This is a genomic window from Streptomyces sp. NBC_00647, from assembly GCF_045207245.1.
GTDB lineage: Bacteria > Actinomycetota > Actinomycetes > Streptomycetales > Streptomycetaceae > Streptomyces.
The window spans coordinates 4,529,569-4,542,900 of the sequence record NZ_CP109040.1 but is presented as its reverse complement, the minus strand read 5'-3'; the positions used below and the strand labels follow the sequence as shown (position 1 = coordinate 4,542,900).

General features: G+C 73.7%; 12 protein-coding genes. 7 read left to right on the top strand and 5 right to left on the bottom strand.

Annotated elements, in window-relative coordinates:
- The first annotated feature begins 23 nt into the window (after positions 1–23).
- The 3 genes from OG788_RS19780 (at position 24) to OG788_RS19770 (ending at position 3,551) form a co-directional block, all read left to right on the top strand.
- Complete coding sequence (locus OG788_RS19780) at positions 24–1,817, top strand: aromatic amino acid ammonia-lyase (protein WP_406372427.1); 1,794 nt, start codon at positions 24–26, stop codon at positions 1,815–1,817.
- 119 nt (positions 1,818–1,936) lie between these two features.
- Positions 1,937–2,806 carry a MurR/RpiR family transcriptional regulator gene (locus OG788_RS19775; RefSeq protein ID WP_406376791.1) on the top strand — a complete coding sequence of 290 codons (870 nt, stop codon included), beginning with the start codon at positions 1,937–1,939 and terminating at the stop codon, positions 2,804–2,806.
- Between the two features lie 175 nt (positions 2,807–2,981).
- Entirely contained in the window at positions 2,982–3,551 is a 570-nt protein-coding gene (locus OG788_RS19770; protein WP_356752811.1) for a hypothetical protein, read from the top strand.
- Positions 3,552–3,562: 11 nt separating this feature from the next.
- Here OG788_RS19770 and OG788_RS19765 read toward each other — a convergent pair whose 3' ends face one another.
- From OG788_RS19765 to OG788_RS19745, 5 genes are all read right to left on the bottom strand, one after another.
- Positions 3,563–3,937 carry a hypothetical protein gene (locus tag OG788_RS19765; protein ID WP_326787344.1) on the bottom strand — a complete coding sequence of 125 codons (375 nt, stop codon included), beginning with the start codon at positions 3,935–3,937 and terminating at the stop codon, positions 3,563–3,565.
- Positions 3,938–3,951: 14 nt separating this feature from the next.
- Positions 3,952–4,470: a roadblock/LC7 domain-containing protein gene (locus tag OG788_RS19760; protein WP_406372426.1), complete on the bottom strand. Its 519-nt coding sequence runs from the start codon at positions 4,468–4,470 to the stop codon at positions 3,952–3,954.
- A 64-nt stretch (positions 4,471–4,534) separates the two neighbouring features.
- The gene (locus OG788_RS19755; RefSeq protein WP_406372424.1) at positions 4,535–5,347 is read right to left on the bottom strand and encodes a transcriptional regulator; all 813 of its coding nucleotides are present in this window, start codon (positions 5,345–5,347) and stop codon (positions 4,535–4,537) included.
- On the bottom strand, positions 5,344–5,751 hold the full coding sequence (locus OG788_RS19750; protein ID WP_351555964.1) for a hypothetical protein: 408 nt from the start codon (positions 5,749–5,751) through the stop codon (positions 5,344–5,346). Before OG788_RS19750 ends, OG788_RS19755 begins: the two co-directional genes overlap by 4 nt.
- A 283-nt stretch (positions 5,752–6,034) precedes the next feature.
- Entirely contained in the window at positions 6,035–7,594 is a 1,560-nt protein-coding gene (locus OG788_RS19745; protein ID WP_406372422.1) for a diaminopimelate decarboxylase, read from the bottom strand.
- Positions 7,595–7,770: 176 nt separating this feature from the next.
- Here OG788_RS19745 and hutU point away from each other — a divergent pair, with 176 nt between their 5' ends.
- The 4 genes from hutU (at position 7,771) to hutI (ending at position 13,257) form a co-directional block, all read left to right on the top strand.
- Complete coding sequence (hutU, locus tag OG788_RS19740; RefSeq protein WP_351555970.1) at positions 7,771–9,435, top strand: urocanate hydratase; 1,665 nt, start codon at positions 7,771–7,773, stop codon at positions 9,433–9,435.
- Entirely contained in the window at positions 9,432–10,655 is a 1,224-nt protein-coding gene (locus OG788_RS19735; protein WP_406372420.1) for an allantoate amidohydrolase, read from the top strand. The genes hutU and OG788_RS19735 overlap by 4 nt, the downstream gene beginning before the upstream one ends.
- The gene (locus tag OG788_RS19730; RefSeq protein ID WP_406372418.1) at positions 10,652–12,010 is read left to right on the top strand and encodes a formimidoylglutamate deiminase; all 1,359 of its coding nucleotides are present in this window, start codon (positions 10,652–10,654) and stop codon (positions 12,008–12,010) included. Before OG788_RS19735 ends, OG788_RS19730 begins: the two co-directional genes overlap by 4 nt.
- A gap of 71 nt (positions 12,011–12,081) precedes the next feature.
- On the top strand, positions 12,082–13,257 hold the full coding sequence (gene hutI / locus OG788_RS19725; RefSeq protein WP_406372416.1) for an imidazolonepropionase: 1,176 nt from the start codon (positions 12,082–12,084) through the stop codon (positions 13,255–13,257).
- Positions 13,258–13,332: the final 75 nt, after the last annotated feature.

Sequence of the window (13,332 nt, the reverse complement as noted above, 5' to 3'; positions counted from 1 at the left end):
GGACGGAGAAGGGTGTGCGAGTGGTGTCGTCTCGGAGTGTGGACCCGTCGCGTGCCGTGACGCTTCCGGTGCCCGTCGCGCTCGTGGTCCTGGACGGCCGCAGCATCGGTGTCGACGACGTCGTACGGCTCGCGGACGGTGCCGCTCGGCCGGTTCCCGGCACCGAGGCGATGAAGCGGGTCGAGGACGCCTGGCGCGCCGCCCTGGAGATCGCCGCCACCGGCCGCGTCTACGGCCGCTCCACCGGCGTCGGCGCGAACCGCAACGTGGACGTGCCCTCCCCCGAGTTCTCGGCTTCGCTCGAACAGGGGGGACCCCCACCGGCGGCCGCCGACCACGGCCTGCGCCTGCTGCGCAGCCATGCCGGAGCCATCGGGGAGGAACTGCCCGCCCGCCAGGTCCGCGCGATGCTCGCCGTCCGCGCGAACCAGCTCCTGGCGGGCGGCGCCGGACTGCGGCCCACCGTCGTGACGGCGCTGTGCGAGGCGCTGGAGATTGGCGCGTACCCGGTCGTCAACGAGTTCGGCTCGGTCGGCACCGGGGACATCGCCGCACTGGCCCAGGTGGGCCTGGCCCTCGCGGGGGAGCACCCCTGGCGGGGTCCGGACGGTTCGGTGTCCGGCGGAGCGGGGGTGAACGGGTCGGTGATGGAGGGACGGCCGGCGGAAGAGGACGCCCGGCGGGGCGCGGACAGCCCGGCATCCGGTGGGGCAGGGGTGCGGGCGCCGCGGGCGGGGGAGCGGTCCCGGCGCGGGGCGGAGGGTACGGCGGGGGCGGGGGAGAGGTCCCGGCGGCCCGCGGAGGGTCCGGCGGTGCCGGGCGCGCGGTCCGGTGGGCGGGCCGCTCCGGAGGCGCAGCCGCTCGACAACAACGACGCGCTCGCGCTCATCAGCAGCAACGCGCTCACCCTCGGACAGGCCGCGCTCGCGCTGCACGAACTGCGCGGGCTGATCGGCGCCACACAGGTCGTCGCCGCCCTGTCGCTGCTGGCGGTCGACGGGTCCCACGAGGCGTACGCGGCGCCCGTGCACGAGGCCCGGCCGCACCGGGGCTCCATCGAAGCGGCGCGCCGTATGCGGGAGTTGATCGGGGCCGCGGACCGGCCCACGCCACCGCTCGGGCGGATCCAGGACCCGTACGGCTTCCGCTGCCTCCCGCAGATACACGGCCCCGCGCACGACGCGGCGGACGCGCTGGAGGCGGTCCTCGCGGTGGAGATCAACGCCGCCGCCGAGAACCCGCTCATCTCCCCCGAGGACATGGCCGCGTACCACCACGGCGGCTTCTACCAGGCTCAACTCGCCCTCGCCCTGGACCACTTCAGACTCGCCGTCACCCAGGTGGCGCGCCTGTCCACCTCCCGGCTGTCCAGCCTGAACGAACCCGCCTACACACGGCTGCGCCCGTTCCTCGCCGACCACGAGCCGGCGTCCTCCGGCGTGATGATCCTGGAGTACGCCGCCGGTGCCGCACTCGGTGACCTGCGGGCCTTCTCCGCGCCCGCGTCGCTCGGCCACGCTGTACTCTCCCGGGGCGTCGAGGAACAGGCGAGCTTCGCCTCGCTCGCCGCACGCCAGACGCTGAGGGCGTGCGGTGCGTACCGTCTCGTCGTCGGCTGCGAACTGGTCGCCGCGGTACGGGCGCTGCGCCAGCGGGATCTGCGGCCCGACCCGGAGCTGCCGGCCGGGCGGGCACTGGAACTGGCCGAGGCGGTGCTCGACGCGGGGCAGGCCGACCGGCCGCTCACGGACGACGTGACGGCGGCCGCCGCACTGCTCGACCGGTTCACGGACATCTGGAGGGGGAGCACGTCATGAGCGCGGGCACAGACAGGAACGCGGGCGGAAGCGCGGACGTGGACGGCATCGCGAACAGGGACGCGAACAAGGACGCGAACAAGGACGGGAACAGGGACGTGAAGGTGAACGGGGACGTGATCGGGGGCGCCGCCGTGGAGAGTGGCGCGACGGTGAGCGACAGCCCCGCCGGGCGTCTCCAGGCTCTCTTCGAAGGGCGCCGGCTCACCCCGACCCAGCGGCGCATCGCGCACAGCATGGTGCGGCGCGCCGCCGACGTGCCGTTCCTGTCCAGCGTCGAACTCGCCGAACTCGCCGGAGTCAGCCAGCCCTCCGTCACCCGCTTCGCGGTCGCCCTCGGCTTCGACGGCTACCCGGCGCTGCGCAAGCACCTGCGCGAGGTCGCGCCCGCCGAAACGGCCACCGACACCGCCTCGTACAACGAGTACCAGCAGGCCGTCGAGGCCGAGATCGAGAACCTGCGTCACCTCGCCGAGGTGCTCGCCGATCCCCGGCCGGTCGCGAGGGCGGGGCGTCTGCTGGCCGCGTCCCGTCCGCTGCCCGTCCTCGGACTGCGCGCCGCCGCCTCCCAGGCCTACGGCTTCGCCTACTTCGCCGCCAAGGTCCACCCCGACGTACGGCTGCTGCACGAGGGCGGCACGATGCTCCAGGACCGCGTCGACGCGGCCGTCCGGGCCGGGGCCACCGCCCTGCTGTGCTTCGCGCTGCCCCGGCATCCGCGCGAGGTCGTCGACGCCCTCGGCTACGCGAAGGAGGCCGGGCTGAGCGTCGTCACGGTCGCCGACTCGGCGTTCGCGCCGGTGGCGAAGGTGTCCGACCTGCTGCTCCCCGCCGCCGTCGGCACCGGTCTCGCCTTCGACACGGCCTGCGCGCCGATGCTGCTGGGCCGCGTCCTGCTGGAGGCCATGTGCGACGACCTGCCGGACGCGCAGGCGCGGCTGGAGCAGTTCGACGCGCGGGCCGCGGTGCGGGGACTGTTCGTGGAGTAGGCGAGGCGCGGACCGCCGCCCGGGGCGCCGTGGAGCAGGTGCCGGGGCCGGATTTCGGCGTTTCTCAGACTCGTCTCACCTTCCGTGGCTAGCCTGCGCGCCCAGAGACACACGGGCGCGGCGGTGGTCGGCGACGGGCCCGTGGACGCGAAGGCGCTGAGACGGGAGGCAGATCGTGGCGCGCGGAGGACAGGGCTTGGCCCGGATGGCCGTCGTGGTGAGGGCCGGGGCCGCACCGCTGTGGTGGTGCGGGGTGGTGGCCGCCGGAGTCGGGGTACTGGTCCCCGGACTGACCGGGCGCAGGATCGGCGTCCTGGCGGGCGCCGCGCTGTTCATCGGCGCGGCGGCCGTGGTGGCGTACGGGCGCAGGAAGCGGTACGCCGCCCTGGTCCGCTCCGCCGACCGCGCCGGAAAGCACGATGTGCTCCAGGACCGTGCCGTGACGCTTCGCAACTGGCGCCGGGGCCACCGCTGGTGGCTCCTCCTCGCCTTCTCGGCAGCGCTGGGCAGTTCGTTCGCCGTGCCCGCCGCGGGCGGCATGCTGCTCGCCGGCGCGGGCGTCGGACTGTGGCTGAAGGCCCGTCGGCTCGGGCGTCTCGAACATGCCGAGCAGGCGCTGATCTGGGTGCGCGTCGACTGGCTCGGCCCGCGTGCCGGTGCCCCCGTGGGCAAGCCGGTCCGGGCCGTCCGGGCCACCGGGGTGGCAGCGGGCGACGCCGCGCCCGGTGGGGCGCGGCGTCGCTGACCGGGCCGGAACTAAACCTCCAGGTCGGCCTCGATCCTCTTCAGTTGGTGTCGGGCCATCGCCAGGTTGGCGCGCTTCTGGTCGAGCACGAGGTACAGGAAGAGGCCGTTCCCGCCGCGCCCCTTGATCAGCCGGATCAGGTGGTACTGGTCGGAGAGCGTGATCAGGATGTCCTCGATGTCGCCCTTCAGCCCCAGGTGCTCCATGGTGCGGAGCTTGGCGCGGACGACGTCGGTGTTGCCGGCGGCCGCGACAGTGAGGTCGAAGCTCTTGCTGCCACCGATCGTGCCCAGCGCCATTCCGCTGGTGTAGTCGACGAGGGCGGCTCCGGTCGCGCCCTCGATGGCCGCCAGCGCCTCTTTGAGCGCGGTCTCGGTGTTCGTCATGGTGCGGTGCTCCTTCAACTCTCTGATGTTCTCGGGTGGTTGGTGGCAGGAGTGGATGTGGTGCGCGCGGCGGCGGTGCCGCGCGCGGTGCGCGTGCGCGAAGTGCCCGGCGAGGTCTTCGCGGGCGCCTTGGGCGGTTCGGCGACCGGCTCGCCGCGCGCCGTGGCGGCGTCGACGAGCTCGCCGATCCGGGTGCTGGAACGCCGCCCCTCCAGGTGCAGCCGGCCGACGTTGACACGGTCCTGGGCCAGCAGCGTCAGGACGGCGGAGCCGCCTGCCGCGTAGGTCGCCACGTAGCCGTGCACGCCGCGTACCAGCAGCTCACGCAGGTCGCCGTGCCCGGTGGACTCGGCCATGCGGATGGCGACCCCCAGGGCGGCCGCGGTGAGCGCGGCCAGGCCGTCCGGCTCCACACCGGGCGTGTCGTGGGCGAGGACGAGACCGTCGGCGCTGGCCGCGAGCGCTCCGGTCAGCTGGGGCACACGGGCCCTCAACCGATGGAGTTCGTCGAGGACTTCGGGCTCCGCCGCCATCAGCAGTCTCCTCTCGGCACGCTGTCGTAGCGCGCGGATCACAAGGCCTCCCGCGGGTTGGGACTCACAAGGCCTCCAGCGCGTCTCTGAGTCGTCGCAGCAACGCGACGTCGGGATCGGCGGAGGTCTGGGTGAGCACGCTGGGAGGGGGAAGCGGCTGCGGCGCGGGCGCGGCCGTCACGAGCCCGGCGGCGGCGAGTCGGCGCAGGTCGACGAGCGTGTGGAAGGCGGGCCGCCCCAGCGCGAGGGAGACGTCCGCCGCCGTGCGGACGCCGTCCACCCGGCCGAGGACGGCCTCCTGGCGCTGCGGCACCTTCGGCCCCGCGGCGAGCGCGGCACGCCGAAGCGGTGCGGTGTCGGTCGCGGGGTCGGGCCATATGCGATGCAGCAGTTCGCGCCGGCGCACCGTCTCGCGCTCCAGCGCGGCCACGGGGACGGGGCGAAGCGGGCCGAACCAGTGCGCGGCGCCGTACCGGAAGCGGGTCGGGGTGCTGCTCGGTCCGAGGACGAAGTAGGCGGCGTCGTACAGCGAGCCGAGGTGGCACAGCTCCAGCGCGCCCTCCGCTATCCGCCCGCTGTCGATCAGGAACCGGCCGACCCGGCGGCGCGCTCCGGCCGCGGCGACCGCCTCCCGCCACACCTCGGCGTCCAGCACCCCGCGGACGGAGAACAGCACGTCGAGTCCGGGCGTGGCCGGGCTCTCGGCGTGCACCACCTCGCCGTCGGCGAGGTAGAGGGTGCCGCGCTCCCGGATGAGGACGCCGGTGGCCCGCTCGTCGGCGAGCCGGCTGAGCATCGGCGAGACGCCGGCGGCGGCGCTCGGTGCCCTGTCCCGGACCGGGAGCCGGGGCGGGGGAGGTGTCCTGACCGTCGTCATACGAGCACCAGCCGTCCGGCCATCTCGCCGAGCCGGATGCGTGCCAGGGCGAGATTGCCGTCCGAGCGGCCCAGCCACAGGTGCAGGAACACGCTGCTGTCGAAGGTGGTCCGGACGAACCGCAGGACGTGATAGCTGTCGCGGTTGCTGATGATCAAGTCCTCGATGGGGGTCTCCTGGTCGGACCACTCGGACCAGTCGGAGCCGTCCTTCGGGGCGAACGAGCGGTTCTCCGCGGCGAGCCGGGCCAGCTCGGCGGCCTCCGCCGCGGTCGTCTCGTGGTCGCCGCCCGGTGCGTCGCCGACCGTGCCCAGGGCCAGGCCGCTGGTCCAGTCGACCACCGAGGCACCCCGCGCACCGGGCAGTGTCATGGCTTCCAGTAGGCACTCGTCGATTCCGGGCACCGTGTCTCCCCTCCCGCCAAGGGTTCGGCCGAGTGACGCCGAAGTTACGCACTGTGCGCACGGGTGGGGAGTGATCGGGCATTTTCCTGTGGAACATGCCCCTGATGGCTAAGGTGGGTCAACTGACCACATTTTCCGGCGTGCGGAAAGCGCCGGTGGCCGATTTGTGCTGCCCCGGTGTGCGTGACAGGGGCGCCCATGAGTGCGCTGAGGCGCACGCGGCATGCGGATGCGCCCCTGGCCCCTGGCGAGCGCCTGCCCGCCCCCGCGGCGCCGGCGGTGGCTACAGCGCGGTGAGCGACGGCCCGTGTGCGCCGCCCGACTCCGCGACGATCTCGTCGAGCGTCTGCGGCTCCCGTACGACCGCGAAGCGCACGCCGTCCGCGCCGTCGCCGGCCGGCGCGAAGCCGTAGATGCCGGGCCGGGCAAGGGAGTTGTACGCGTAGTGGTGGGCGAAGTAGTACGCGCCGGTGTCCAGCGCGGCCACGTGGTCGCCCTGTTCGAGCAGCGGCAGCGCGCGGCCCTTCGCGAGCAGGTCGCCCGCGAAGCAGGCGGGGCCCGCGACGTCCTGGACGACGTCCGGCCCGGTCCTGGGGCGGCCCTTCGCGTCGTACGCGGCGATCCGTAGCGGCCAGGCCTCCGGCGCGTACACCGTGCGGGCCGCCACCTGCACCCCCGCGTGGGTGACCGCGACCGGCCGGCCCCCGGCGGACTTCGCGTACTCGACCCGCGCCAGTACCGTCCCGTGCTTGGCGAGCAGTGACCGCCCGAACTCGGTGACCAGCCCGTACCGCCCGTCGAACAGTCCCGGCACCACTTCCGAGAGCAGCCGCGCGTACTGCGCGTACGTCGGGGCCGTCGCGTCGGAGGCGAAGTCGACCGGCAGCCCGCCGCCGATGTCGATCGTGTCGATCTGCCGCCGACCGATCCGCCGGTTGATCTCCTCCGCCAGCGCGTACGTCTCCGCCACGCCCTGTGCCATCAGCGAGAGCGGCATGCCCTGCGAGCCCGAGTGCGCGTGCAGCCGGGTCAGCCAGGGGCGGTCGGCGTACGCCCGCACGATCCACGCGCGGGCCCCCTCGTCCCGGAGCGCGACCCCGAACTTGGAGGTCGCGGTGGCCGTCGACAGCGCCTCGATCGAACCCCCGCCGACCTGCGGGTTCACCCGGAGCCCGATGGGGGACTCGGTGGCCGTCGAGCGCACCATGGCGTCGATGCGGTCCAGCTCCTGCGGATTGTCCGCGTTGACCGCGATGCCCAGCGCCAGCGCCTCGCGCAGTTCGCCGGGCGTCTTGGCGGGCGAGTCGAGCACGGTCAGGGCGGGCGGTATCCCGGCCGCCCGGGCGAGCGCGAGCTCTCCGGGGCTCGCCACCTCCGCGCCGACGCCCTGCTCGCGCAGCAGCCGCAGTACGGGCACCAGGGGTGTCGCCTTCACCGCGAAGGCGTGCAGCACGGGAGTGCCGGGAGCGGTCACCGCCTCGAAGGCTCCGCGCAGCGCGGCGGCCGAGGCCCGGATGCCGGGGACGTCGAGGAGCGCGACGATGGGGTGACCCGGGGTGAGGAGGCCCTGTTCCACGGCGGCACGCACGGCGTCGTCCCGCCGGGAGACCCGCTCGGAGTCCGGCTCGCCCCCGCCCGCGTTCGCCGCCCGGCCCCTGCCTGCCGCCCGGCCCCTGCCCGCTGTCCCGCCGCCGCTCGCCGTCGCCCCGGCCCCGTCCGTCGTCCCGCCCTCGCTTGCCGTGGTCCTGCCCCCGTCCGTCGTCCCGCCGCCGGTCGCCGTCGTCCCGTCCCCCTGTGCCGTCGAGCCGCCCGGAGGCGCACCCGAAGCCCCTGCCGAAGACATCGCAGCCCCACTCGCCCCGTCGCCCGCCGGATCTCCTGCCCTGTCCATGTCTGCGCCCATACATCCCAGCCAAACATCGCTGAGGAGCGCGTGCGGGCCCGTCCCGCTATTGACTAGCTCTATTCAAAGAGCCAGGATGTGAATATCTACAGCAACAGTCCGCTAGGAGGCAGACCATGTCAGGACCCCGCCCCGTCCGAGCGCCGCGCGGTACGGAACTGAGCGCCCTGGGATGGCAGCAGGAAGCCGCCCTCCGGATGCTGCAGAACAACCTCGACCCCGAGGTCGCCGAGCACCCCGACAAGCTCGTCGTCTACGGCGGCACCGGCAAGGCCGCCCGTGACTGGCGCTCCTTCGACGCCATGGTGCGCACGCTCCGGACGCTGAAGCAGGACGAGACGATGCTCGTCCAGTCCGGCCGCCCCGTCGGCGTCATGCAGACCCACGAGTGGGCCCCGCGCGTCCTCATCGCCAACTCCAACCTGGTCGGCGACTGGGCGAACTGGGAGGAGTTCCGGCGCCTCGAGGCCCTCGGCCTCACCATGTACGGCCAGATGACCGCCGGTTCCTGGATCTACATCGGCACCCAGGGCATCCTCCAGGGCACCTACGAGACGTTCTCCGCCGTCGCCGCGAAGAAGTTCGGCGGCACCCTCGCCGGGACGATCACGCTGACCGCCGGCCTCGGCGGCATGGGCGGCGCCCAGCCGCTCGCCGTGACGATGAACGACGGCGTCGCCATCTGCATCGACGTCGACCCGCGCGCCATCGAGCGCCGTATCGAGCACCGCTACCTGGACGTGAAGGCCGACTCCCTGGAGCACGCCCTCCAGCTCGCCGTCGAGGCCCGTGACCAGCGCAAGCCGCTCTCCATCGGCCTGCTCGGCAACGCGGCGGAGCTGTTGCCCCGCATGCTCGCCGAGGGCGCGCCCATCGACATCGTGACCGACCAGACCTCGGCCCACGACCCGCTCGCCTACCTCCCCGTCGGCATCGACTTCGACGACATGGCCGACGCGGCCGCCAAGGACCCGGCGGGCTTCACCACCCGCGCCCGCGAGTCCATGGCGAAGCACGTCGAGGCCATGGTCGGCTTCATGGACGCGGGCGCCGAGGTCTTCGACTACGGCAACTCCATCCGCGGCGAGGCCCAGCTCGCCGGGTACGACCGCGCCTTCGCCTTCCCCGGCTTCGTCCCCGCCTACATCCGCCCGCTCTTCTCCGAGGGCAAGGGCCCCTTCCGCTGGGCGGCCCTGTCCGGCGAGGCCTCCGACATCCACAAGACGGACAAGGCGATCCTCGACCTCTTCCCGGAGAACGAGTCGCTGCACCGCTGGATCAAGCTGGCCGGCGAGCGCGTCCACTTCCAGGGCCTGCCCGCCCGTATCTGCTGGCTCGGCTACGGCGAGCGCGACAAGGCCGGCGAGCGCTTCAACGACATGGTGGCCTCCGGTGAACTCGCCGCCCCCCTCGCCATCGGCCGCGACCACCTCGACTGCGGCTCCGTCGCCTCCCCGTACCGCGAGACCGAGGCCATGCTCGACGGCTCCGACGCGATCGCCGACTGGCCGCTGCTGAACGCCATGGTGAACGTCGCCTCCGGTGCCTCCTGGGTCTCCATCCACCACGGCGGCGGCGTCGGCATGGGCCGCTCCATCCACGCGGGCCAGGTCTCTGTCGCCGACGGCACCAAGCTCGCCGGCGAGAAGATCCGCCGCGTCCTGACGAACGACCCCGGCATGGGCGTCATCCGTCACGTCGACGCCGGCTACGACATCGCCGAGTCCGTCGCGGACGAGCGCGGTGTGCGCATCCCGATGCGCGAAGGTGACGACGCGTGACCTTCCACAGCATGTGGGCGGAGCTGCTGCCGATCGGCCGCAGCTCCGCCTCCGGCGGCTACCGCCGGTTCGCCTGGAGCGGCGCCGACACCGAGTGCCGTGCCTGGTTCCGGCAGCAGGCCGAGTCCCGCGGGCTCACCTACGAGCTCGACCGCAACGGCAACCAGTGGGCCTGGCTCGGCGACCCCGCCGCCAGGGACGCCGTGGTCACCGGGTCGCACCTGGACTCCGTGCCCGACGGCGGCGCCTTCGACGGCCCCCTCGGCGTCGTCTCCTCCTTCGCCGCCCTCGACGAACTCCGCGCCCGTGGAGCGCAGTTCACCAAGCCCCTCGCCATCGTCAACTTCGGCGACGAGGAGGGCGCCCGGTTCGGGCTCGCCTGCGTCGGCTCCCGGCTGGCCGCCGGGCAGCTCACGGTCGAGCAGGCGCACCGGCTCACCGACGCCGACGGCGTCACCCTGCCGCAGGCCATGGAGCGCGCCGGGTACGACCCCGGCACCCTCGGCCCCGACCCCGAGCGGCTGGGCCGGATCGGCGCCTTCGTCGAGCTGCACGTCGAGCAGGGCCGCGCCCTCGACATCGGCGGCGACCAGGTCGGCATCGCCAGCGCCATCTGGCCGCACGGCCGCTGGCGCTTCGACTTCCGGGGCGAGGCCAACCACGCGGGCACGACCCGGCTCGTGGACCGCCACGACCCGATGCTGCCGTACGCCGAGACCGTCCTCGCCGCCCGCCGCGAGGCCCGGCTCGCGGGCGCCGTCGCCACCTTCGGCAAGATCGCGGTCGAGCCGAACGGCGTGAACGCCATCCCCTCCCTCGTCCGCGGCTGGCTCGACTCCCGCGCCGCCGACCAGGCGACCCTCGACACGGTCGTCACCGGCGTCGAGAAGGCGGCCCGCGAGTACGCGGACGCCCAGGGCGTCGAACTCGACGTGATCCGCGAGTCGTTCACCCCCGTCGTCGAGTTCGAGCACGCCCTGCGCGACGAACTCGCCCGCATCCTGGGCAAGGAACGGGACGCCGTGCTGAGCGTCCCCGTTCTCGGGACGGGCGCCGGACACGACGCCGGAATCCTCTCCGGCACCGTCCCGACCGCCATGCTGTTCGTACGCAACCCCACGGGTGTCTCGCACTCCCCGGCCGAGTTCGCCGCCGAGGACGACTGCGTGGCCGGGGTGACCGCACTCGCCGACGTACTCGAAGGGCTGGCCTGCAGGTGACGCAGACGTACTGGCTGGAACACGCCTGGCTCGACACGAACGTCGAGCCGGGCGTCGCCGTGACCGTGTCGACCGGCGGCTCCGGGGCCGGGACGGACGGCCGCGTCACCGATGTCCGTAGGGGCGTCGACACCCCGCCGCCGGGCGCCGAGATCCTCCGCGGACTCACCCTCCCCGGCCTCGCCAACGCCCACTCGCACGCCTTCCACCGCGCCCTGCGCGGCACCGTCCAGGTCGGCTCCGGCACCTTCTGGACCTGGCGCGAGATCATGTACTCCTTCGCCGACCGGCTGACCCCGGAGACCTACCACGCGCTCGCCCGCGCGGTGTACGCGGAGATGGCGCTCGCCGGAGTCACCGCCGTCGGCGAGTTCCACTACGTGCACCACTCGCACGACGGCACCCCGTACGCCGACCCCAACGCCATGGGCGAGGCGCTCATCGCCGCCGCCGCCGAGGCCGGGATCCGCATCACCCTGCTCGACACGGCCTACCTCTCCTCCGGCTTCGGGCAGCCGCCCAACCCGCACCAGCGGCGCTTCTCCGACGGCACCGCCGAGGCCTGGGCGGAACGCTCTTCACTTCTCAAGGACCGGGATCACGCACGGATCGGCGCGGCGATCCACTCCGTACGGGCCGTGCCCGCCGGACAGCTCGCCACCGTGGCACGCTGGGCCGAGGAGCGGCGCGCCCCGCTCCATGTGCACCTGTCCGAGCAGACGGCGGAGAACGAGGCCTGCCAGGCCACCCACGGCCGCACGCCCACCCGCCTGCTCGCCGACCACGGCGTCCTCGGCCCGCGCACCACCGGTGTCCACAACACGCACCTCACGGACGAGGACATCGCCCTGATCGGCGGCTCCGGCACTGGCACCTGCATGTGCCCGACGACCGAACGCGACCTCGCCGACGGCATCGGCCCCGCCGTCGCCCTCCAGCGCGCGGGCTCACCCCTCTCGCTCGGCTCCGACAGCCACGCCGTCATCGACCTGCTCGAAGAGGCCCGCGCGATGGAGCTGAACGAGCGGCTGCGCACCCGCACCCGCGGTCACTGGACGGCCGCCTCCCTGCTGCGCGCCGCCTCCGCCGACGGCCACGCGGCCCTCGGCTGGGACGACGCGGGCACCATCGGGACGGGCGCGCTCGCCGACTTCACGACGATCGCCCTCGACTCGGTCAGAACAGCGGGACCGGTGCCACGCCTCGGCGCCGAGACGGCCGTATTCGCGGCCACGGCCGCCGATGTCCGGCACACGGTCGTGGCGGGCCGGCATGTCGTACGCGACGGCGCGCACACCCTCGTACCGGATGTGCCGGCAGCTCTCGCGGACGCCGTCGAGGCACTGCGCGCCTGACCCCCGCACACGGGCGAAGCCCCGCGCGCCCGACGCCCCCCACCAGCAGTCCCGCCACCCCTGAGGACGCCATGAGCAGCACGACCGTCATCACCAACATCGCCAGTCTGGTCACCAACGATCCCTCCCTCGGCGACGGCTCTCCCCTCGGTCTGATCCAGGACGCGGCCGTCGTCATCGACGGCGACCGCGTCGCGTGGACCGGTGAATCAAGCAAAGCACCCGCCACTGACAACCGGGTCGACGCCGGTGGCCGCGCGGTGATCCCGGGCTTCGTCGACTCCCACTCGCACCTGGTCTTCGCCGGTGACCGCACCCAGGAGTTCAACGCCCGGATGTCGGGCCGGGCGTACAGCGCGGGCGGTATCCGCACCACCGTCGCCGCCACCCGCGCCGCCTCCGACGAGGAGCTGGAGCGCAACCTCACGCGCTACCTGCGCGAGGCGCTCCGCCAGGGCACCACGACCTTCGAGACCAAGTCGGGCTACGGCCTGACCGTCGAGGACGAGGCCCGTGCGCTGCGCATCGCCGCGTCGCACACCGACGAGGTGACCTACCTCGGCGCGCACATCGTCTCGCCGGACTACGCCGACGACCCGGCCGGCTATGTCGCCCTGGTGACCGGCGAGATGCTCGACGCCTGTGCCCCGTACGCCCGTTGGGTGGACGTCTTCTGCGAGAAGGGCGCCTTCGACGGAGACCAGGCGCGGGCGATCCTCACGGCGGGCAAGGCGAAGGGCCTGCACCCGCGCGTGCACGCCAACCAGCTCTCCTACGGCCCCGGAGTCCAGCTCGCCGTCGAGCTGGACGCGGCGAGCGCCGACCACTGCACGCACCTGACGGACGCGGACGTCGACGCCCTCGCGAGCGGCGACACCGTGGCGACCCTGCTCCCCGGTGCCGAGTTCTCCACCCGCGCCGAGTGGCCGAACGCCCGCAGGCTGATCGACGCGGGCGTCACGGTCGCGTTGTCCACCGACTGCAACCCCGGCTCGTCCTTCACCTCGTCCGTGCCCTTCTGCGTCGCGCTCGCCGTACGGGACATGCGGATGACCCCGGACGAGGCCGTGTGGTCGGCGACGGCGGGCGGCGCGAAGGCGCTGCGCCGGGACGACGTCGGCCGGCTGGCGCCGGGCGCGTACGCGGACCTGGCGCTGCTGGACGCCCCCAGCCATGTCCACCTCGCCTACCGTCCCGGCGTCCCGCTGGTCACAGGCGTCTGGCGGCGCGGCGTCCGCGAGGTCTGAGGGGCGAAGCCCCGGGCGCCGGAAGTCCGGGCGTCGGAAGCCCGGGGTCGGAAGACCGAGGGCCGGGGGCCCGGA

What these genes read in the sequence shown, in the direction of transcription:
- OG788_RS19765 (WP_326787344.1), bottom strand. Translation starts at nt 3,937, where the DNA reads ATGACGAACACCGAGACCGCGCTCAAAGAGGCGCTGGCGGCCATCGAG.
- OG788_RS19760 (WP_406372426.1), bottom strand. Translation starts at nt 4,470, where the DNA reads ATGGCGGCGGAGCCCGAAGTCCTCGACGAACTCCATCGGTTGAGGGCC.
- OG788_RS19755 (WP_406372424.1), bottom strand. Translation starts at nt 5,347, where the DNA reads ATGACGACGGTCAGGACACCTCCCCCGCCCCGGCTCCCGGTCCGGGAC.
- OG788_RS19745 (WP_406372422.1), bottom strand. Translation starts at nt 7,594, where the DNA reads ATGTCTTCGGCAGGGGCTTCGGGTGCGCCTCCGGGCGGCTCGACGGCA.
- hutU (WP_351555970.1), top strand. Translation starts at nt 7,771, where the DNA reads ATGTCAGGACCCCGCCCCGTCCGAGCGCCGCGCGGTACGGAACTGAGC.
- hutI (WP_406372416.1), top strand. Translation starts at nt 12,082, where the DNA reads ATGAGCAGCACGACCGTCATCACCAACATCGCCAGTCTGGTCACCAAC.